Below are 19,973 nucleotides of genomic sequence, written 5' to 3'. Positions count from 1 at the left end.
CGGTCTGCACGACCGCGACGGACGACACGGGAGCAGGCCTTGGCCCCTTCAGCACGGACGACCAGGCACATCTTCGTCACCGGGGGCGTGGCCTCCTCGCTGGGTAAGGGCCTCACCGCCTCCAGCCTCGGCAACCTGCTCACCGCGCGCGGCCTGCGCGTGGTCATGCAGAAGCTCGACCCCTACCTCAACGTCGACCCCGGCACGATGAACCCGTTCCAGCACGGCGAGGTCTTCGTCACCGAGGACGGCGCCGAAACCGACCTCGACGTCGGCCACTACGAGCGGTTCCTCGACCGGGACCTGTCCGGCAAGGCGAACGTCACCACCGGTCAGATCTACTCGGACGTGATCGCGAAGGAACGGCGTGGCGAGTACCTGGGCGACACCGTCCAGGTCATCCCGCACATCACCAACGAGATCAAGTCGCGCATCCTCGGCATGGCCGACCCGGACGCCGGCGGGCAGGTGCCCGACGTCGTCATCACCGAGGTCGGCGGCACCGTCGGCGACATCGAGTCGCTGCCGTTCCTGGAGGCGATCCGGCAGGTCCGCCACGACCTGGGCCGGGACAACTGCTTCTACCTGCACGTGTCGCTGGTGCCGTACCTGGCGCCGTCGGGCGAGCTGAAGACGAAGCCGACCCAGCACTCGGTCGCGCAGCTGCGCAGCATCGGCATCCAGCCGGACGCGCTGGTGCTCCGCTGCGACCGCGACATCCCGGACAAGGTGAAGCAGAAGCTGTCGCTCTACTGCGACGTGGACCTGGAGGCGGTCACCGCCGCCCCGGACGCCCCGAGCATCTACGACATCCCCAAGGTGCTGCACCGCGAGGGTCTCGACGCGTACGTGGTGCGCCGGCTGGGCCTGTCGTTCCGGGACGTGGACTGGTCGAGCTGGGACGACCTGCTGGAGCGGGTGCACCAGCCGCGGCACACGGTGACCGTGGCGCTGGTCGGCAAGTACGTGGACCTGCCCGACGCGTACCTGTCGGTCAGCGAGGCGATCCGGGCCGCCGGCTTCGGCCACCGGGCCCGGGTGCACCTGCGCTGGGTGCCGAGCGACGAGTGCGTCAGCGCGGCGGGCGCCGCGAACGCCCTGGCCGGCGTGGACGGGATCGTGATCCCGGGCGGGTTCGGCGTGCGTGGCATCGAGGGCAAGATCGGCACCGCCCGGTACGCCCGCGAGAACGGCATCCCGCTGCTCGGCCTCTGCCTCGGCCTGCAGTGCATGACCATCGACGTGGCCCGCCACCTCGCCGGCCTGGACGGCGCCAACTCGCTGGAGTTCGACGAGGACGCCGCCCACCCGGTCATCGCCACGATGGCCGACCAGGAGGACATCGTCGCCGGCAAGGGCGACCTGGGCGGCACCATGCGGCTCGGGGCGTACCCGGCGGCGCTCGCCGACGGCTCCCTGGTCGCCGAGGCGTACGGCAGCACGCAGGTCAGCGAGCGGCACCGGCACCGGTACGAGGTGAACAACGCCTACCGCGACGCGCTGACCAAGGCGGGCCTGCACATCTCCGGCACCTCGCCGGACGGCCGGCTGGTCGAGTTCATCGAGCTGGACCGCGACCTGCACCCGTTCTTCGTGGCCACCCAGGCGCACCCGGAGCTGAAGAGCCGGCCGACCCGGCCGCACCCGCTGTTCGCGTCGTTCGTGAAGGCGGCCATCGCGTACTCGGAGGCCGACCAGCTCCCGGTCGACCTGGACGGCGCGGCGGCGGCGGCGAAGGCCGCCCGCAACGGCGGCACGGCGACGAAGGCGGCGGCGAAGTCGTGAGCGGGCGGCGCGGGCGAGTGTTAAGAGGGGACCCTTCCTCTACCGGAGGCGTTAACAGGGGGCCCTTCCTTACCCGCAGGGCGGCGGTGTGAGTGCCGTCGAGCACCGGTACGAGCTGCGGTCGCGTACCGAGCGTTACCGGGGCCGGATCTTCGAGGTGGTCAGCGACGAGGTGACCATGCCCGGCGGCGGCACCGCCGTCCGCGACCACGTCCGGCACGTCGGGGCGGTGGCCGTGGTGGCGTTGGACGGCGCCGGGCAGGTGGTGCTGATCCGGCAGTACCGGCACGCGGTCGGCCGGCACCTGTGGGAGCTGCCGGCCGGGCTGATGGACGTCTCGGGCGAGGATCCGGCCGTCACCGCCGGGCGGGAGCTGGCCGAGGAGGCCGACCTCAGCGCGGGGCGGCTGGACGTCCTGGTCGACCTGCACAGCTCGCCGGGGTTCACCAACGAGCTGGTCCGGGTCTTCCTGGCCCGCGACCTCGCCGACGTGCCGGCCGAGCAGCGGCACGACCGCCGCGAGGAGGAGGCCGACCTCCAGGTGGTGCGGATCGGCCTGGACGAGGCGGTCGGCATGGTGCTGAACGGCGAGATCACCAACGCCTCGGCGGTCGCCGGGCTGCTCGCCGCCGCGCGGGCCCGCGACGTGGGCTGGTCGGCGCTGCGCCGGGCGGACGCACCGCTGCCACGCTGAGGGGCGTACGCGAGAAGGGGCCGCGCGGCGAACCGCGCGGCCCCTCGTCGTCCGGGTCGGGTCGGTCGCGCGGGGCCGGCCCTGCGCGCCGGTGCCACCCGTTGACCGACACGACGGTGATCCACATGCCTGCTGTCCCCGGCGGGACACGCCGGGTGGGACGATAATGGAGAACACCGTCCTGACGGCCGAGGCGGTCGCCGACCGCCGGCCGGGCCGGCGCCTGACACTTCGTCAGGGGGAGCGGTCACCGCATGTCACTGTGCTGGCTCCCCACGGACGACGGCGCGCCTAGACTGCCGCCGGCGGGACCGGTGGACCGCGGCGGCAATGGGGCCGTCGTGGCGCCGAGCAGTCGGGGCGGCAGCCCCGGAGGAAGGTGTCTGCATCGTGAAGGTCGGAATCCCACGCGAGGTCAAGAACCACGAGTACCGCGTGGCGATCACGCCGGCGGGCGTCAACGAGTTCGTGCGCGCCGGTCACCAGGTCTTCGTCGAGTCGGGTGCCGGCGTCGGGTCCAGCATCAGCGACGACGACTTCGCCACCGCCGGCGCCAAGATCCTTCCCACCGCGGACGAGGTGTGGGACACCGCCGAGCTGGTGCTCAAGGTCAAGGAGCCGGTCGCCGAGGAGTACCACCGGATGCGCGAGGGGCAGGTGCTCTTCACCTACCTGCACCTGGCCGCCTCCAAGGAGTGCACCGACGCGCTCATCGACCGCAAGGTCACCGGCATCGCGTACGAGACGGTCGAGCTGCCCGACCGGTCGCTGCCCCTGCTCGCCCCGATGTCCGAGGTGGCCGGCCGGCTCGCCCCGCAGGTCGGCGCGTACCACATGCAGCGGCAGGGCGGTGGGCGCGGCATCCTCATGGGCGGCGTCTCCGGCGTGTACGCGGCGAAGACCGTCGTGATCGGCGCCGGCGTGTCCGGCATGAACGCCGCCGCCATCGCGCTCGGCCTCCAGGCCGAGGTGCTGCTGCTCGACAAGAACGTCGCCCGGCTGCGTCAGGCCGACGCCATCTACCGGGGCCACCTGCAGACGGTCGCCTCCAACGCGTACGAGGTCGAGCGGGCCGTGCTCGACGCGGACCTGGTCATCGGCGCGGTGCTGGTGCCCGGCGCGAAGGCCCCGACCCTGATCTCCAACGAGATGGTCTCCCGGATGAAGCCGGGCAGCGTGCTGGTCGACATCTCCATCGACCAGGGCGGCTGCTTCGAGGACTCGCGCCCCACCACGCACGCGGACCCGACCTACCAGGTCCACGAGTCGATCTTCTACTGCGTGGCGAACATGCCGGGCGCGGTCCCGCACACCAGCACGTACGCGCTGACCAACGTCACCCTGCCGTACGCCCTGGAGCTGGCCAACCACGGCTGGCGGGAGGCGCTGCGCCGCGACGCGGCGCTCGCCCTGGGTCTCAACACCCACGCCGGCCAGGTCGTCTACGGTCCGGTCGCGGAGGCGCACGGCATGGCCACCCTGCCGCTGGCCGAGGTGCTGGCCTGAGGGGCGACAGCCTGACCACGCAGGACGGGGCCGGCACGGGCGTGGAGCCCGGGCCGGCCCTGCGCCGTGCCGTCCGCGGCTACCTCGACCACCTCACCGTCGAGCGTGGACTGTCGGCGAACACCCTCGCCTCGTACCGCCGGGACCTCGACCGCTATCTCGGCACCCTGGCGTCGGCGGGGGTGACCGACCTGGCGGCGGTCGGCCCCGGTCAGGTGGAGGCCCACCTCGCCCGGTTGCGCGCCGGCGACGACGGGCACCCGCCGCTCGCCGCCTCGTCCGCCGCGCGGGCGGCCAGCGCCGTCCGCGGCCTGCACCGCTTCGCGCTGCGGGAGGGCCTGGCCGGCGTGGACCCGAGCCGCGACGTCCGCCCGCCCACGCCGCCGCGCCGGCTGCCGCGCGCGCTGCCGGTCGACGACGTGGTCCGGCTGCTGGAGACGGCCGGCCCGGTCACCGCCACCGGCGCGGGCGCGCCCCTCGCGCTGCGCGACCGGGCGCTGCTGGAGTTCCTGTACGGCACCGGCGCGCGCATCTCCGAGGCGGTGGGCGCCGCCGTGGACGACGTCGACGCCGCCGAGGGGGCGGTGCTGCTGCGCGGCAAGGGCGGCCGGAGCCGGCTCGTCCCGATCGGCGGGTACGCCGTGGAGGCGCTGCGCGCGTACCTGGTCCGGGCGCGGCCCGCGCTGGCCGCCGCGGGCCGGGGCACCCCGACGGTCTTCCTCAACGCCCGGGGCGGGTCACTGTCCCGGCAGGGGGCGTGGACGATCCTGCGGCGGGCCGCCCAGCGGGCCGGGCTGCCCGTCGACGGGCCGGGGGCGGTCTCCCCGCACACGCTGCGCCACTCGTACGCCACCCACCTGCTCGACGGCGGGGCGGACGTCCGGGTGGTGCAGGAACTGCTCGGCCACGCCTCGGTGACCACCACGCAGGTCTACACCCTGGTCACCGTCGAGCGGCTGCGTGAGGTGTACGCGACGGCCCACCCGAGGGCCCGGGGGTAGCAGCCCGCCCGCCGACACGCCGTACCGGTGCCGAACGCCCTGCTCGCCGGTGGCGTAGAGTCGGGTTCGGCGCGGACCTGGCGGGGCGACGCGGACGCAGGGTGCGCGGCGGCGCCGCGAAAGGGACGTCGGTCGACTCCGACGCCGGGTGGTCGTCGGGAGGGGGCAACGAGGACATGGCAGGCAACGGTGACCGTGCCGAGACCTGGACGTCGGAGCTCCGTGAGCAGCAGGCCACGCTCGGCGCGGATCTCGGCCCGGCCGATCCGGCCGCGTACACGATGCGCAAGCCGATCCCCGAGCCGATGCCGACCGACCGGCACGGCCCGGCGCGGATCATCGCGATGGCCAACCAGAAGGGCGGCGTCGGCAAGACGACGACGACCATCAACCTGGGCGCGGCGCTGGCCGAGTACGGCCGCAAGGTGCTGCTGGTCGACTTCGACCCGCAGGGCGCCCTCTCGGTGGGCCTCGGCGTCAACCCGCACAACCTGGACCTGTCGGTCTACAACCTGCTGATGCAGGACGACGTCACCGCCGAGGACGTGCTCATCAAGACCGACGTGGCCGGGCTGCACCTGCTCCCGGCCAACATCGACCTCTCCGCGGCCGAGATCCAGCTGGTCAACGAGGTCGCCCGGGAGATGGCCCTGGCCCGGGTGCTCAAGACCGTCCGCAAGGAGTACGACTTCATCCTGATCGACTGCCAGCCCTCCCTGGGCCTGCTGGCGATCAACGCGCTGACCGTCGCCCACGGGGTGCTCATCCCGCTGGAGTGCGAGTTCTTCAGCCTCCGCGGTGTGGCGTTGCTCCTGGACACCATCGACAAGGTGCGCGAGCGCCTCAACTTCGACCTGGAGCTCGAGGGCATCCTCGCCACCATGTACGACAGCCGCACCACCCACTGCCGGCAGGTGCTCCAGCGGGTGGTGGAGGCGTTCGGCGACAAGGTCTACCAGACGGTCATCACCAAGACGGTGAAGTTCCCCGAGTCCACCGTGGCCGGTGCGCCGATCACCACCCTCGACCCCGCCTCCTCGGGCGCGCGCAACTACCGCCAGCTCGCCCGCGAGGTGATCGCCGCCCAGGCGGAGCGCTAGGGCGTGTCGCGAGGCCCCGCCGCGGCCGGGCCGGGACGTCGACCCACGCCCTGGGCCGGACGCCGGGTGTCCGGGCCGTGGACTACGGTTTCCCGGTGACCGCACCACCCCTCGACCCGCCGCACGGCGCCGACGATCCCGTGGCCGCCGCGGAACTGGCCGCCGAGGTCGACAACGTGGTGCCCGCCGACCCGGCGACCGTCGAGGAGACCACCGGTTTCACCGTCCGGCTGGCCAACTTCACCGGCCCGTTCGACCTGCTGCTGCAACTGATCAGCAAGCACAAGCTGGACGTCACCGAAGTGGCGCTGCACAAGGTCACCGACGAGTTCATCGCCTACCTCCGGGCGATGGGCGACCAGTGGGACCTGGACGAGACCAGCGAGTTCCTGCTCGTCGCCGCCACCCTGCTGGACCTGAAGGCGGCCCGGCTGCTGCCCGCCGCGGAGGTCGAGGACGAGGAGGACCTGGCGCTGCTGGAGGCGCGGGACCTGCTCTTCGCCCGGCTGCTGCAGTACAAGGCGTACAAGGAGGCGGCCGCCCACATCGGGGCCCTGGAGGAGGCCGGCGGGCGGCGCTGGCCGCGCGCGGTCACGCTGGAGCCCCACTACGCGCAGGCCCTGCCCGACCTGGTGCTCGGCATCGGGCCGGAGCGGCTGCGGGCGCTCGCCGTGAAAGCGTTCACCCCGAAGCCGGCGCCCGAGGTGTCGATCGCCCACGTGCACATGGTCCGGGTGAGCGTCCGGGAGCACGCCGGGATCATCGCCGAGCGGCTGCGCCGGGCCGGCACCGCGACCTTCGCCGGCCTCTGCGCGGACTGCGAGGTCACCCTGGAGGTGGTGGCCCGGTTCCTCGCGCTGCTGGAGCTGTACCGGGAGGGCCTCGTCGCGTTCGTCCAGGACCAGGCCCTGGAGGAGCTGACCGTACGCTGGACCGGCCCCGCCGACGGCGACACCGACCTGGACATCGACGAGTACGCCGGCACCCCGTCCCCGTCGGCGGAGACGGCGACGGACGGGGCGGCGCCAGAGCCGGCCGGAACGGAATCCGGGCCCGGCGGCACGGATCCGGGGCCGGCGGGGCGGGCCGGCGCGGCGGACGGGACGGAACCGACGGAGGACGAGCGGGATGAGTGACGAGGAACGCCGGGACTCCCTGGCCGACCAGGCCGCCGCCTGGATCCCCCCGTGGGAACGCCGCCCCGAACCACCAGCCGAGCCCGCCACCGACTCCGTTGCGGCGTCGGCCGAGCCCGCCACCGAGCACGCCACCGAAGACCGTGGAGAGAAGCGGCCCTCGGAGGGGCCGGATCCTTCCAATATCTCGGGGGAAGGCGCGAGCGACGACCACGGCGCGGCCGCCGAGGAGGCCGCTGCGGGCGTGGGGGAGCCCGCTGGTGAGCAGCGGCGGCCGAGCGGGGACGCCGGGGAGCCGGTGGCGCCGACGGGAGAGGCCGGGAAGTCGGCGCCGGGCGGGGAGGCTGTCCGCGTACCCGACAGGGCGCCGCGACCCCGGCGGCGGGTGCCGGCGCCGCCGGAGCCGGCACCGGTCCTCGACGACGCGGAGCTGCGCGGCGCGTTGGAGGCGATCCTGTTGGTGGTGGACGAGCCGGTCGCCGAGGCGACCCTCGCCGACGTGCTGGAACAGCCGGCGGAGCGGATCGCGGCGATGCTGGCCGAGATCGCCGCGGGTTACACGGCGGCCGGCCACGGGTTCGAGCTGCGCCGGGCCGCGGGCGGCTGGCGGCTCTACACCCGGCAGGAATACGCGGGGTACGTGGAGCGGTTCGTGCTGGACGGGCAGTCCGTGCGGCTGACCCAGGCGGCGCTGGAGACCCTGGCCGTGGTCGCCTACAAGCAGCCGGTGACCCGCTCGCGGATCTCCGCCATCCGCGGTGTCAACTGTGACGGCGTGATCCGTACCCTGGTCTCCCGGGGGCTGGTCGAGGAGTGCGGCACCGAGACGGAGAGCGGCGCCCACCTCTACCGGACCACCACCCTTTTCCTGGAGAAGCTCGGGCTGGACAGCGTCGCCGACCTGCCGCCGCTGGCCCCGTTCCTCCCCGACGATGTAGAAGAGCTTGCCGATGCGACGCGATGACCGTGCCCCGAAGCCCGACGCCCCCGTGTACGAGGGCGCCGAGCGCCTCCAGAAGGTGCTCGCCGCCGCGGGGGTGGGTTCTCGGCGGGCCTGCGAGGACCTGATCTTCCGGCGCCGGGTCACCGTCAACGGCCGCGTCGCCCAGCTCGGCGACAAGGCGGACCCGGCGCGCGACGTGATCCACGTCGACGGCGAACGGCTCCAGGCCGACGTCCGCCTGGTCTACGTGGCGATGAACAAACCCCGCGGGGTGGTCACCACCATGGCCGACGAGAAGGGCCGCACCGAGCTCGCCGACTTCATCGGCGCGCGGCTGGAGCAGCGGGTCTACCACGTCGGGCGGCTCGACGCCGACAGCGAGGGCCTGCTCCTGCTCACCAACGACGGCACCCTCGCCCACAAGCTCATGCACCCGTCGTACGAGGTGCTCAAGACCTACCTCGCCGAGGTCGCCGGGCCGATCCCGCGCAACCTGGGCAAGCGGCTGACGGCCGGCGTCGAGCTGGAGGACGGGCCGGTGAAGGTCGACTCCTTCAAGGTGGTGGGCAGCCTGGGCAAAACCGCCCAGGTGGAGCTGACCCTGCACGAGGGGCGCAAGCACATCGTCCGGCGCCTGATGGCCGAGATGGGCCACCCGGTGTCCCGGCTGATCCGTACCTCGATCGGTCCGATCAAGCTCGGCGACCTGCGCACCGGGCGGCTGCGCCGGCTGACCAACGCGGAGGTCGCCGCGCTGTTCAAGGCCGTCGGCGACTGAGGCGGGCGGCGGCGGGTACCGCTGCCGGTAGGCTTCCGGCGGCCTCGCTCCGGGTGTCGCGCGTCGCCTCGCGGTGGCGTGGTGCCAGCGCACGGCGCGGCGCCGGGCATGATTGAAGGCAGTGTGTGGTTTCCGCTCGTGGGCAGGATCTGCGAGGTACGGACTGAGGAGGACGACGGTGGAGGAAAAGGCACGGACCGGGCGCTGCGTGGTCGCCGTGGACGGGCCGTCCGGTTCGGGTAAGTCCACCGTCTCGCGGCGGCTCGCGGTCAGCCTCGGCGCCCGCTACCTGGACACCGGCGCCATGTACCGGGCGATCACCTGGGCGGTGCTGCGCTCCGGCGTCGACCTGGCCGACGTCTCGGCGGTGGCCAAGGTCGCGGGCGAGACCGACCTGCGGATCGGCACCGACCCCCGGGGGTACGGCGTGACCGTCGACGGCGTGGGCGTCGAGGTGGAGATCCGGGGGCCCGAGGTGACCGGAGCGGTCTCCGCCGTGGCCGCCGTGCCCGCGGTCCGCGCGCTGCTGGTCGCCCGGCAGCGGGAGCTGATCGCCGCCGCCGGCCGGATCGTGGTGGAGGGGCGTGACATCGGCTCGGTGGTCGCCCCGGACGCCGACCTGAAGGTCTACCTGACGGCCTCCGAGGCGGCCCGCGCGGCCCGGCGCAGCGCCGAGGACGCCGCCGACGTGGCCGCCACCGCGGCCGACCTGGCCCGCCGGGACCGGCTCGACTCGACCCGCACGGCCGACCCGTTGGCGCAGGCGCCGGACGCCGTGGTGCTGGACACCACCGAGCTGGGCATCGACGAGGTCGTGGCGCGCCTGCGCGACCTGCTGACCGAGCGGGGAGTGGCGTGAGCGAGTACGAAGGCTGGGTGGAGCTGCGGGAGCCGGACCTCGACGTTGAGGAGCAGACCGGACCGCAGCCCGTGGTGGCCGTGGTCGGCCGGCCCAACGTGGGCAAGTCGACCCTGGTCAACCGCATCATCGGTCGCCGGCAGGCGGTCGTCGAGGACGTCCCCGGGGTGACCCGGGACCGCGTGCCGTACGACGCGCAGTGGAACGGCCGGCAGTTCACCGTCGTGGACACCGGCGGTTGGGAGCCGGACGCGAAGGACCGGGCCGCCGCCATCGCCGCGCAGGCCGAGTCGGCGGTCGCCACCGCCGACGTGGTGCTGTTCGTGGTCGACGCCATGGTCGGCTCCACTGACGTCGACGAGGCGGCGGTGCGGATGCTGCGCCGCAGCGCCAAGCCGGTGATCCTGGTGGCGAACAAGGCCGACAACAGCTCGATCGAGATGGAGGCGACCTCGCTCTGGTCGCTCGGCCTCGGCGAGCCGCACCCGGTGTCCGCCCTGCACGGTCGCGGTTCCGGTGAGCTGCTCGACGCCATCATGGAGGCGATGCCGGAGGCGCCGAAGATCGTCGAGCACCGGCCGCGCGGCCCGCGCCGCGTCGCCCTGGTCGGCCGGCCCAACGTCGGCAAGTCCAGCCTGCTCAACCGCTTCTCCGGTGAGGAGCGGGCGGTCGTCGACGCGGTCGCCGGCACCACCGTCGACCCGGTCGACAGCCTGGTCGAGATCGGCGGCGAGACCTGGCAGCTCGTCGACACCGCCGGCCTGCGCAAGCGGGTCGGCAAGGCCAGCGGCACCGAGTACTACGCGAGCCTGCGTACCTCGTCGGCCATCGAGGCCGCCGAGGTGGCCGTCGTGCTGCTCGACGCCGGCGAGGTCATCAGCGAGCAGGACCAGCGGATCCTGTCGATGGTCACCGAGGCCGGCCGCGCCCTGGTGATCGCCTTCAACAAGTGGGACCTGGTCGACGCCGACCGCCGGTACTACCTCGACAAGGAGATCGAGCGGGAGTTGCGCCGCATTCCCTGGGCGATCCGGCTCAACCTGTCGGCGAAGACCGGCCGCGCGGTCGACAAGCTCGCTCCGGCGCTGCGCAAGGCCCTGGCGAGCTGGGAGACCCGGGTGCCGACCGCGCAGCTCAACGCGTGGCTGACCGCGCTGGTCCAGGCCACCCCGCACCCGGTGCGCGGGGGACGGGCGCCGAAGATCCTCTTCGCCACCCAGGCCGGGGTGGCACCGCCCCGCTTCGTGCTGTTCACCAGCGGTCCGCTGGACGCCGGGTACCAGCGCTTCGTCGAGCGCAAGCTCCGCGAGGAGTTCGGCTTCGAGGGCAGCCCGATCGAGATTTCGGTACGCCCCCGCAAGAAGCTCGGCCCGGGCGGACGCGGCAAGGCACACGGCTGACCCTCGCTCCCACCCACCCTCCTAGGACGCTTTAGGGGTGGTGGGGTGGGTCGCCGGCGGCGCCGGCGACCCGACATGGCACGGGAGGGGCGAGTGCGACGGAAGGAAGATCGTGCGGTAAGCTGTACCGGCTGTCGCGGGGGAGACCGCGCGGGGGCATCGGGACGTGGCGCAGTTTGGTAGCGCACTTGACTGGGGGTCAAGGGGTCGTCGGTTCAAATCCGGCCGTCCCGACCGGTTGACCTGGGGAGATGAAGATCTTCTCCGGTAACGGCGGTAATGTCCGGTAACGGATGATCTTTGTTTGCGGTAACGACGGGGACGGTTGATCGTCGCCCTGCTCGGCTTGGAACGCTCTGACCTGCCGCTTCATCTGCGCTTTCGGATGAGGCGGCATTTTGGTCGCTTGATTCGGCGTCAAGGGCGGCAGCTGCTACCGTCTGTCGCTACGTCGGGTAGCTCGACGAGCCGTCTGCGTTCGGCAGGGTCGTCGGCTGGACCCATATCGTGGTCTCGGTGCGGTGACTGCCGGGCCAGGGGCCGGATCCCGCCTGGATCGCGTCGTTGTATGAACAGCCCGTGCCGGTCACCGTTGATGATGATCTGTTTAATCGTGCGGGTGAGCTGAAGCAGCAGCTGGTGGCGTTCTCGCAGCAGCGACGTTATGAGCGAGCGTTCGACGATGTGCTGGCGGATCAGCATGACGAGCGGTTTCTGCTCGACGAGCACACCTTGATGATTCTGTGGGACTACTTCGTCCTGGAGCATCGGCTGCGTAACGGCCGGACGGTGGTGGAGCAGTTCGTCGCCGCGCACCCGGAGTTGTCCGAGCCTGAGCAGCGGATGCTGCTCGGGTGGCGGGACGTGGTGCAGGGGCCGTTTGAGGTGCAGGGGCGCGACGGACCGGCGTTGATCGTGGTGAACCTTGTGGATGAGCTGACCTACCGAGTGCGTTCCAACATGGGGCCGTCGGTGTTCCGGCGTACGCCGCATCGGTCGTTCCTGCTCGCTCGGCTGGTGGCAGTGGGCGAGGAGTGGATGATCAGCGGCCCGATGAACGTGTGGCGGGCGCAGGAGCGGGACGTCGCCTACAAGATGGCGTTGGAGATTTCGCTGCGTGCCCCGGAGGCGGTGTACCGGAACCCGGAGAAGCTGACTCAAGCGTGGGAGCTGCAACGTCAGGATCGGGAGCGGTTCGTGCGGTTCTTCGGTAGCGACCTGGTGGTGGTGCCGGGCGACCAGGTCGTCGACCGGATGGCCGACTACCACGCGTTCTGCCGTGCGAAAGCGTCAGGCGCGTCGGCCTCCACAGCGGCCGGTGACGGGACGACGATGTTCGAGTTGCCGCCGAATGTCGTGGACGCGGAGACGGTGGCGATGATCTACGACGAGGTCGACGGGTTGGGCTTCTACGCCGAGTTCGGTCTGGTGGAGGCGGCGTTCGCGGATCCGGACCTGCTGCGCCGCCGCTGCTACCGAGAGCACACGCTGGCGTACCTGCAGGATGACAGCGTCGGCCCGCTGGTGCTGCGTCGGCTGGCCGCACGTGATCCTGAGCGCGCCAGTGTGGTGTTCCGGCGGCTGCTGAAGAAGCCGCGTTTCGACTGGACTCGCGACGGTGAGGAACTTCTCCGCGCATATAAGCCGGAGCACTTCCGACAGGTGCCGCGACCGCGGATCAGTCCGGTCAGCGAGCGGCTGGCCGCGTACGCCCGCCGCCGCTGAGGCGCCGGCAGGTGCTGGCTCAGGTCCACTCGGACCTGGACAGGCGGGGAGCGGTGTGAGGCCGAGGTGACACCGGTAGGTGGTGCGGAGCCAGGCGGTGACCGTGTCCGGCGTGAACCTCAGACCGGCGTGGGTGACCTCGCCTGCGCCATCCGGGCCTTGTCAGGTGGCGACGAAGCCGCTGCCTCGTTCGTGTAGTCGATCGAGGTGTCGGTGACCGGGTCTCCAGCAGGGTGGCCGCGGTGGACAGGTGTGTCTCGTCCTCGATCTCGGCGAGGACCGTCCGGTCATCCCACGCCCCACAACCATGGGGGTGGCACGTTCCCGACACCGGGTCGCGGTCTGCTGAGATGGGCAGGTGACCGGTGATGAGCTGACGGGGCTGGTGGACCGGCTGCGCTGGGACCGCCGGCGGGATCCCTACCGGGGTCGACGGGAGTACTCGCAGACCGCCCGCCAGGTGGCCGGGGAGTGCGATCGGTTGATCGCTGAGGGGCGGGCGGATCTCGCAGTGCCGCTGTTGCGCAAGGCCGTCGACCGCATCACGCGTGCCCTGATGTATCTGGATGACTCCTCCGGAATAGTCGGAGACGACCTGCAGGAGCTCATGGACCTGTACGCGAAGGCATGCGTGGCGGCAACGCCGAACCCGATCAGTCTGGCCGGCTGGCTGGTGAAGTTGGAGTGCGACGGTCCCGGCTGGCCCCGCGTCCGACTGGCAGACTTCGCTCCGGCGCTGGGGAGGCGGGGGATCGCGGAGGTGGAGCGGCTGGTCGCCGAGCGGGCAGATGTTGCCGACCCGGAGTCGTGGACCGGCGCGTTCGCGGTGCGTGACCTGCGCGAGCAGCTCGCTGAGGTGTCGGGAAATGTCGACCAGTACGTCGCGGTGCTGGCCGAGCACCTGACCAACGCCGTGCAGTACCAACGGATCGCCGAGGCACTACATGCGGCCGGACGCTGGGACGAGGCGATGGACTGGGCCCGGCGGGGCGTGGCCGCCAACGCGGGCTCGCCCTACACCGACCGGCTCCGTGACCTCTTGGTCGACATGCTCGTCGCCGCAGGCGACACGCCGGGTGCCGTGCGGGTCCGGCGGGAGGAGTTCGTACGCCATCCCACCGCCGCTGGGTACCGATCCCTGATCGACACCGTGGAAGGGGCCGGCGGCGACGATCCGACGACGTGGGCTCTAGGGGTGCTGCGCGACCGGATCACCAAACAGCCGGCGTACGCCTCCGAGCTGGTCGACGTGCTGCTGGCGGTGGGCCGTGACGACCAGGCCTGGCAGGAGGCCCGGCACCACCGGCGGTGGCTCGGCGGGCCGCAGTGGCAGACCCTGCTGCAGGGACGGGCCGTGACGCATCCGGACGAGGTGATCCAGCCGTACCGCGACCTCGTCGAGCAGGCGATCCTCAACTCGGCCGACAAGCGGCGCTACCGGCGGGCCGTCGCATTGCTCCCCGCTCTACGAGCGGCGTACCAGGCCACCGGAGACCATACGGCGTTTGGGCAGTACCTCGCTGAGTTGCGGGTGGCACACAAGCGCCGGCCGACGTTCCTCAAGACCCTCGACGCCGCTGGGCTGTAGCTGACCGGTCTCCCGAACCCAGGTTGCTGGAGCAGTAGCCAACTCATGGCCTCGGTCTCCGTGCTGATGATCGGCCGGGCCGGCAGCCTCGCGGCCGGGAGAGCAGCGGACGTACCGTGGTTGCCGACGACCACGGCAACGGAGTGGACACCATGCTCGACGTACGCCGGCTCGATCTCGAAGAGATCGCCATGGCGCTGCAGGACCAGAGCGCATACGAGTACCGCTGGCTGATTGACCGGGACAGCGGGGAGATTATGATGTGGACGGCTGACGGCGGTATCGACGGGAAGACGCCGGTGGACCTCGAGGAACTCGACCTGGTCCCGATCGAGGCGTTACCGTCCTCCGTCTGGCACCGCGACATGGTCGACTTTGCCGAGCGGGTCAGCGACGAGCAGGCGGGCCGCAGGCTCTTGCGGGCCGTCCAAGGCAGGGGCGCCTTCCGGCGGTTCAAGGACGAACTGCATGAGGAGTATCCGCACCTGCTGCCAGCCTGGCACGCCTTCCAGCATGCACGGGCGACTCGTCGGGTCATCGACTGGCTTCTCGACAACTCGCTCATCAATCACGCCGCCGCGAGCAGCTATCGAAGCGAGCATCCCGACCCGGACGTGCCGTAAGACGAATAGGCCCTGGGCCGGAGAGCAGGGCAGGAAAGTCCTACTCGACTCCTCGGAGTAGGAGGGTCCGCCATGCAGAGACGCGAGCCGCACTTCAGCGACCTCATCCGGCGCTAGACCGTAGTCGATGAAGTCTTCGTCGTCGAAGCGGTCGACGTGGGCAAGCATCGCGGCGAACATGCTCCGGTCGAATCCGTCGTCGGCGGCGTGCGCGAGGTCGCAGAGCTGGTCGAGGGTGTACCGGCCGCTGCTGATGGCAGCATCGATGTCGAGGTAGTCGCGGGCGGCTGCCCGGTTGTAGAGGGCGTCCATCTTTCCGGCCATGACGTCGTCGGGGTGCAGGACGGGGCCGATGTCCATCTGGACGGGCGGCTGGGCGCGCCAGTTCGCCACCAGTTCCACCCGGTGCTGCTGATCTGGGTGGGCTGGGCCGGTGACGTGCAGTCGAGCGAATGTATCGAGTCGAAGGTCGATGTCGACGCCGAGGCCTTCGGCGCGATAGGCGGCGATCACCTCGTCCACGGCGGTGGGGAAGTCGGCGCGGCGTTGCCAGTCGGCGAACAGATCGACGTCTTCGCTGGGGCGGTCGAGGATGCCCTGGGCGGCGATCGCATGCCCGCCGGCCAACGCGAACCCGTACCGGCCGCCGACCTGCAGGGCGATCTGCGCCAGCCGGCGGTGGATTGGCGGGGTCTGGCCGACCACTACGCGGCGTGTCGGCGCGTGTTGGCCAGCTCGGGGAATTGTGCTTCCCACAGTCGGCGGACCTGCGGTGGCATCACGAGGGCCGGCCACAGGCGTTGCAGGGTCGCGCCGTCCAGCCATCGGGTGAGATCGGCGGGGGCGGTGGCCTCGCGCAGCACGCCTTCGTACATGCTTGCCAGGCGACGTGGGTTGTCCAGGTCGTAGCGCGCCCGCCCGGCGGTGCTGCTGTGCGGGGCGGCCACACCGCCGTGTGCAGGCGGAACGGGCGACCTGGAGCGTGACAACGCCACTCCGACCCGTAGAAGACCCGGAAATCCTTGCACATGAATGTGATTTCCATCAGGGGTTCGCGTGGCGGTCTTCTCGACGGGCGCGACGGCCGCTGCCGGGCTGCGCAGCGGCACCTCAAACGGTTCGCAGGTCGATCGAATGACGTACGAAGGATTCCGGAGTGCCGGTGGTCCACCAAAGCACACCGGCCCGATATGCCACGTTGCCGGCCTCGGGACTGATCCGGACGGTCTGGCCGGTGGCCAGGTCGTACACCATCAGCCGGCCCCTGCCGGTGAAGCGAGTGGTGGGAGCGAGCTCGACGAACAGCTCGAAACGATTGAGCACCGCGACGTCGGTGACGACGGTGGTCGCCGTTCGGCGGGCGACCACCCGGCGATCCGAGCCATCCGACCTCACGACCTCGATAATGGGCCAACCGTCGTCGTCGGCCGAGACCGCCCGACACCAGGTGGGCGTGCACTCGGTCAGGCTCGACCGGGTCCACGGCATCGCACGTTCCTGACCGGTCAGCAGGTTTCGCAGCCGGCCCGTGCCGGCGAGGTCGGTGAGGCTGTCGACCAGCCACGGCCAGGCGGTCATGGCCCAACGGCCCGGTTCTGTCCGCACCTCGACAGCGCCGCCGGTCAACGAGACCGACCGCACTTCGGTGTCGTCCCGCGATCCGGCGGCCACCCAGTGCACTCGCCCCTCGGCGATGACCAGGTCGTACTGCGTCTGGTGGAACAGCGGATAGCCCAGGCTGGCCGTGAGCCGCCGGGGCCGAACCCCACCGTGCAGATCGGCTGCCCACAGCTCCCGGTAGCCCCCGCCGAAGCTCTCGACCCAGACCAGAACCTCGCCGTCGGTGGCCGGCCTCTCGAAGGCCGGGTTGCGATCGAGCGTTAGCCGGCGCAGCTCGCGACCCCGGCCGTCTGCTGATTGCAGCACCAGACGCAGGTGCCGACCGTCAGGGCTGGGCGCGCTGCCCACCGATCGCGCGGCGTCGAAGAACAGGATGGGCGTGTACGGCATCCCGTCGGTGAGGTCGGCCGGTACTCTGCCGCGCTGGGCGCCGGGCCAGGCCTGCGCCGCCGTGGGAGGTGGCGGCGGCTGCCCCGGAGGCGGGGCGAATGGCGAGAGAAGCAGCACGCCGCCTGCGGTCAGGGCTGCTCCGAGTGAAAGGAACCGGTGTTCATCCAACCCTGGTGTCTCCGTTTCCGGCAGCCGCCGGCATCCAGTGGCCGGGCGATGGCCGCATCTGAGATCCTTGAAACCGGCTCTGCCCGTGTTCCCAAGTCAACGACACGCTGTCGAGCGTCGTCGCGGCAGACACGCCATCCGCTCGCCGATACCCGACCTCGGCACGTTCGCCCGACCGGGCGACATCGCTTCCTGTCACGCGCTGTCACTGGTGCAGGTGGGCGCGCTGCCCCTCGCGGTCGAAGATCATGATCAGTTCGGCCGGCTCGTCGAGTGCTGTCATCGAGTGTGGTGTCATCGTCGAGAACTCGGCTGCTTCGCCCTTTGCGACCTCGATCTGTCGCTCACCGAGCCACAGCAGCACCCTGCCCTCGAGGACCAGGAACCAGTCGTACCCCGGATGGACCCGCTGGGCGGGCGTCGTCGCCTCGGGCTCCAGCCGGATCTTCATCGCCATGGTGCGCCCATCGACGCGGCTCAGCGGCCACGTGGTGCGTGATCCCGAGCGGTGCTGCGCGGGTCGGATCACCACGTCCTCGTCGCTGGTTGTCTCGAAGAGGACGTCGAGGCTGACCTGTAGGGCGCCGGCCAGGGGCACGAGCACGTCGAGGCTGAGCGTTCGTTTGCCGGTCTCGACCCGGCTGATCGTCGACGGGCTGAGGTTGCTGCGCTGGGCGAGTTCGTCCAGGGAATAGCCGAGCGTGGTGCGGATGCTCCGCAACCGGGTGCGTGCCAGACGCTCCACCTCACTGCGGTCCGTCATGTCCCCAGCATGGAGACACCTTGCGAATTCCGCAAGCTACCTTTCACATCCCGGCTGGTATTCCTACGCTGGACCCATGACGGACCATGCCCACGGAACACACGAACACACACCGCACCAGAGCATCGTCCGCAGGTGTGACGTCGCCGTCATCGGCGGATCGGCCGCCGGTCTGGCCGCCGCGCTGCAGCTCGCTCGTCAGCGACGCTCGGTCATCGTCGTCGACGACGGCACGCCGCGGAACGCGCCGGCGGCGCACATGCACGGCTACCTCGGACGCGACGGCACCCCGCCCGAGGCGATGCGGGCCATCGGGCGGGAGGAGGTCCGTAGCTACGGTGGCAGCGTCCTGACCGGCCGTGTCCTGGCGGTGCGGGAAGAGGACGACGGGTTCCACCTCGCCCTGTCGGGCGGTCACGGCCTCGTCGCACGCCGGATCCTGGCCGCGACCGGCATCGTCGATGAGCTTCCCGACATCGAGGGCCTGGCCGAGCGTTGGGGTCGTCAGGTGTTCAACTGTCCGTTCTGCCACGGCTGGGAGGTCCGCGACCTGCGGGTCGTGCAGATCGTCACGACGCCGATGGGACTGCATCCGACCTCGCTGGTGCGGCACCTGACCGATCGGTTGACCGTGGTGCTGCACGACGCGGCGGGGATCGACCCGGCCGCGGTGCGGAACCTCGTCGCCTCCGGGGTCCCGGTCATCGAGAGTGCGGTGCGCCGGGTGGCAGACGCCGGCCCGGACGGGTCACTCGTCGTCGAGCTCGCCGACGGCCGCAGCCTGCCCGCCGACGCGATCCTCACCGGGGGCCGGTTCCGCCCCCGGGTCGAGATGCTCGCCGGCCTCGGCATCGACACCACGGCCCACCCCAGTGGACTCGGTGACCTCGTCGCGGTGGACCACAGCGGACGTACCAGCGTGGCGGGCGTCTTCGCCGCCGGGAACCTGACCGACCCGAGCGCCCAGGTTTTGCAGTCCGCGGCGAACGGTAGCTGGATCGGCGCCCAGATCGCCTTCGGCCTCGCCGCCGAGGACACCGCGGCCGGCATCCGCCCCTCCGGCGTCGCGATCGAGTGGGACAGCCGCTACGGCGACCAGGAACGCGTGTGGAGCGCCAACCCGAACGGAACCCTCGTGGCGGAGGCGACGGACCTGCCGCCCGGGCGGGCGCTCGACGTCGGCGCGGGGGAAGGGGCCGACGCGCTCTGGCTGGCCGAACGCGGCTGGCAGGTGACCGCCTCCGACGTCTCCACCAAGGCACTCGACCGCATCCGGGCCGAAGCGGAACGTCGCGGGCTCGACGTGCGTACGCTGCACCGCGACGCCAACGACCCCGCCGCCTTCGCCGACGAGACCTACGACCTCGTCTCCCTGCAGTACGGCTCGTTCCAGCGCACCCCCGAGCAGCGCGGACTGCGCAACCTGCTCGACGCCGTGGCCGTCAGCGGGACCCTGCTCGTCGTCGGTCACGACCTGACCTGGCTCCGGCAGCCGTCGGACCCCGGCGAGCAGACCCGCATGTACGACCCGCAGGCGTACGTCGGCATCGACGAGATCACCGCCGCGATCACCGCTTCGGACCACTGGCGCATCGACGTGAACGAGACCCGCCCACGCCCCCCAGGGGCGATCAGCACACACCACGTCAACGACGTCGTGCTGCGCGCCGTGCGACTGAGCCACCGCAAGGAGTAGGGCTTGAGGCTTCCCGCGGGTGCCGCGCTGTGGCCGCGTGCCGCCGCCGACCGCTCCGTTACCAGTTCGGCGCGACCGCGGTCCTGGCCGTCTGCGCGGTGGTGTGCTCCGTAGCGCCGGCGGCCGCAGCGGTGGTGCCCTCGTCCCGTGGCTTACCCTGCCCCGACGAGGGCCACGCCCATGGCTGCGGGGGCTGAT

General features: G+C 71.5%; 17 protein-coding genes, 1 tRNA gene and 1 pseudogene. 15 read left to right on the top strand and 4 right to left on the bottom strand.

All coding sequences use genetic code 11. The annotated features are described in order from the left end of the window. Positions 1-39 precede the first annotated feature (39 nt). The 14 genes from ACN26Y_RS25225 (at position 40) to ACN26Y_RS25160 (ending at position 15,138) form a co-directional block, all read left to right on the top strand. Entirely contained in the window at positions 40-1,785 is a 1,746-nt protein-coding gene (locus ACN26Y_RS25225) for a CTP synthase (RefSeq protein WP_155332648.1), read from the top strand. Positions 1,786-1,873: 88 nt separating this feature from the next. Then, entirely contained in the window at positions 1,874-2,479 is a 606-nt protein-coding gene (locus ACN26Y_RS25220; RefSeq protein WP_155332647.1) for an NUDIX domain-containing protein, read from the top strand. Between the two features lie 390 nt (positions 2,480-2,869). Then, entirely contained in the window at positions 2,870-3,985 is a 1,116-nt protein-coding gene (gene ald / locus ACN26Y_RS25215) for an alanine dehydrogenase (RefSeq protein ID WP_155332646.1), read from the top strand. An 11-nt stretch (positions 3,986-3,996) separates the two neighbouring features. Beyond that, positions 3,997-4,986 (top strand): site-specific tyrosine recombinase XerD, encoded by a 990-nt coding sequence (locus tag ACN26Y_RS25210; protein ID WP_196255942.1) that lies wholly within the window; start codon positions 3,997-3,999, stop codon positions 4,984-4,986. Positions 4,987-5,162: 176 nt separating this feature from the next. Beyond that, positions 5,163-6,086, top strand: a complete 924-nt coding sequence (locus ACN26Y_RS25205; protein ID WP_155332644.1) for a ParA family protein — start codon at positions 5,163-5,165, stop codon at positions 6,084-6,086. Positions 6,087-6,181: 95 nt separating this feature from the next. Beyond that, entirely contained in the window at positions 6,182-7,222 is a 1,041-nt protein-coding gene (locus ACN26Y_RS25200) for a segregation and condensation protein A (protein ID WP_422733636.1), read from the top strand. Continuing rightward, on the top strand, positions 7,215-8,186 hold the full coding sequence (gene scpB / locus ACN26Y_RS25195) for an SMC-Scp complex subunit ScpB (protein ID WP_422733635.1): 972 nt from the start codon (positions 7,215-7,217) through the stop codon (positions 8,184-8,186). Before ACN26Y_RS25200 ends, scpB begins: the two co-directional genes overlap by 8 nt. Further along, on the top strand, positions 8,173-8,943 hold the full coding sequence (locus ACN26Y_RS25190) for a pseudouridine synthase (protein ID WP_155332641.1): 771 nt from the start codon (positions 8,173-8,175) through the stop codon (positions 8,941-8,943). Before scpB ends, ACN26Y_RS25190 begins: the two co-directional genes overlap by 14 nt. Positions 8,944-9,121: 178 nt before the next feature. Continuing rightward, positions 9,122-9,802 (top strand): (d)CMP kinase, encoded by a 681-nt coding sequence (cmk, locus tag ACN26Y_RS25185; protein WP_155332640.1) that lies wholly within the window; start codon positions 9,122-9,124, stop codon positions 9,800-9,802. Next, positions 9,799-11,202 carry a ribosome biogenesis GTPase Der gene (der, locus tag ACN26Y_RS25180; protein WP_422733634.1) on the top strand — a complete coding sequence of 468 codons (1,404 nt, stop codon included), beginning with the start codon at positions 9,799-9,801 and terminating at the stop codon, positions 11,200-11,202. Before cmk ends, der begins: the two co-directional genes overlap by 4 nt. 160 nt (positions 11,203-11,362) lie before the next feature. Beyond that, positions 11,363-11,436, top strand: a tRNA-Pro gene (locus ACN26Y_RS25175). 345 nt (positions 11,437-11,781) lie between these two features. After that, the gene (locus tag ACN26Y_RS25170; protein WP_155332630.1) at positions 11,782-12,927 is read left to right on the top strand and encodes a hypothetical protein; all 1,146 of its coding nucleotides are present in this window, start codon (positions 11,782-11,784) and stop codon (positions 12,925-12,927) included. Positions 12,928-13,285: 358 nt separating this feature from the next. Beyond that, complete coding sequence (locus ACN26Y_RS25165) at positions 13,286-14,515, top strand: hypothetical protein (protein ID WP_422733633.1); 1,230 nt, start codon at positions 13,286-13,288, stop codon at positions 14,513-14,515. Positions 14,516-14,667: 152 nt separating this feature from the next. Further along, positions 14,668-15,138 carry a UPF0158 family protein gene (locus ACN26Y_RS25160; RefSeq protein ID WP_155334285.1) on the top strand — a complete coding sequence of 157 codons (471 nt, stop codon included), beginning with the start codon at positions 14,668-14,670 and terminating at the stop codon, positions 15,136-15,138. Positions 15,139-15,178: 40 nt separating this feature from the next. On the opposite strand, the pseudogene ACN26Y_RS25155 reads toward ACN26Y_RS25160, so the two are convergent. From ACN26Y_RS25155 to ACN26Y_RS25140, 4 genes and pseudogenes are all read right to left on the bottom strand, one after another. Next, positions 15,179-15,843: pseudogene (locus ACN26Y_RS25155) on the bottom strand (nucleotidyl transferase AbiEii/AbiGii toxin family protein). Further along, entirely contained in the window at positions 15,843-16,013 is a 171-nt protein-coding gene (locus tag ACN26Y_RS25150; protein ID WP_230688768.1) for a hypothetical protein, read from the bottom strand. The pseudogene ACN26Y_RS25155 and the gene ACN26Y_RS25150 overlap by 1 nt, the downstream one beginning before the upstream one ends. A 235-nt stretch (positions 16,014-16,248) precedes the next feature. Beyond that, complete coding sequence (locus ACN26Y_RS25145) at positions 16,249-17,316, bottom strand: hypothetical protein (protein WP_422733632.1); 1,068 nt, start codon at positions 17,314-17,316, stop codon at positions 16,249-16,251. 205 nt (positions 17,317-17,521) lie between these two features. Next, positions 17,522-18,079 carry a helix-turn-helix domain-containing protein gene (locus ACN26Y_RS25140; RefSeq protein WP_155332627.1) on the bottom strand — a complete coding sequence of 186 codons (558 nt, stop codon included), beginning with the start codon at positions 18,077-18,079 and terminating at the stop codon, positions 17,522-17,524. 76 nt (positions 18,080-18,155) lie between these two features. Between ACN26Y_RS25140 and ACN26Y_RS25135 the strand changes: the two genes are divergently transcribed. Then, complete coding sequence (locus tag ACN26Y_RS25135; protein ID WP_155332626.1) at positions 18,156-19,775, top strand: bifunctional NAD(P)/FAD-dependent oxidoreductase/class I SAM-dependent methyltransferase; 1,620 nt, start codon at positions 18,156-18,158, stop codon at positions 19,773-19,775. Positions 19,776-19,973 lie beyond the last annotated feature (198 nt).

Source organism: Micromonospora sp. WMMD558 (assembly GCF_049315255.1).
Classification (GTDB): Bacteria; Actinomycetota; Actinomycetes; order Mycobacteriales; family Micromonosporaceae; genus Micromonospora.
Note: the sequence above shows the minus strand (reverse complement) of the source record. Positions and strands in the feature narration are given on the sequence as shown.

Excerpts from the sequence above, each read along its gene's own strand:
- ACN26Y_RS25190 (WP_155332641.1), top strand. The coding sequence starts at position 8,173 with ATGCGACGCGATGACCGTGCCCCGAAGCCCGACGCCCCCGTGTACGAG.
- ACN26Y_RS25160 (WP_155334285.1), top strand. The coding sequence starts at position 14,668 with ATGCTCGACGTACGCCGGCTCGATCTCGAAGAGATCGCCATGGCGCTG.
- scpB (WP_422733635.1), top strand. The coding sequence starts at position 7,215 with ATGAGTGACGAGGAACGCCGGGACTCCCTGGCCGACCAGGCCGCCGCC.
- ACN26Y_RS25140 (WP_155332627.1), bottom strand. The coding sequence starts at position 18,079 with ATGACGGACCGCAGTGAGGTGGAGCGTCTGGCACGCACCCGGTTGCGG.
- ACN26Y_RS25135 (WP_155332626.1), top strand. The coding sequence starts at position 18,156 with ATGACGGACCATGCCCACGGAACACACGAACACACACCGCACCAGAGC.
- ACN26Y_RS25205 (WP_155332644.1), top strand. The coding sequence starts at position 5,163 with ATGGCAGGCAACGGTGACCGTGCCGAGACCTGGACGTCGGAGCTCCGT.
- ACN26Y_RS25150 (WP_230688768.1), bottom strand. The coding sequence starts at position 16,013 with ATGTACGAAGGCGTGCTGCGCGAGGCCACCGCCCCCGCCGATCTCACC.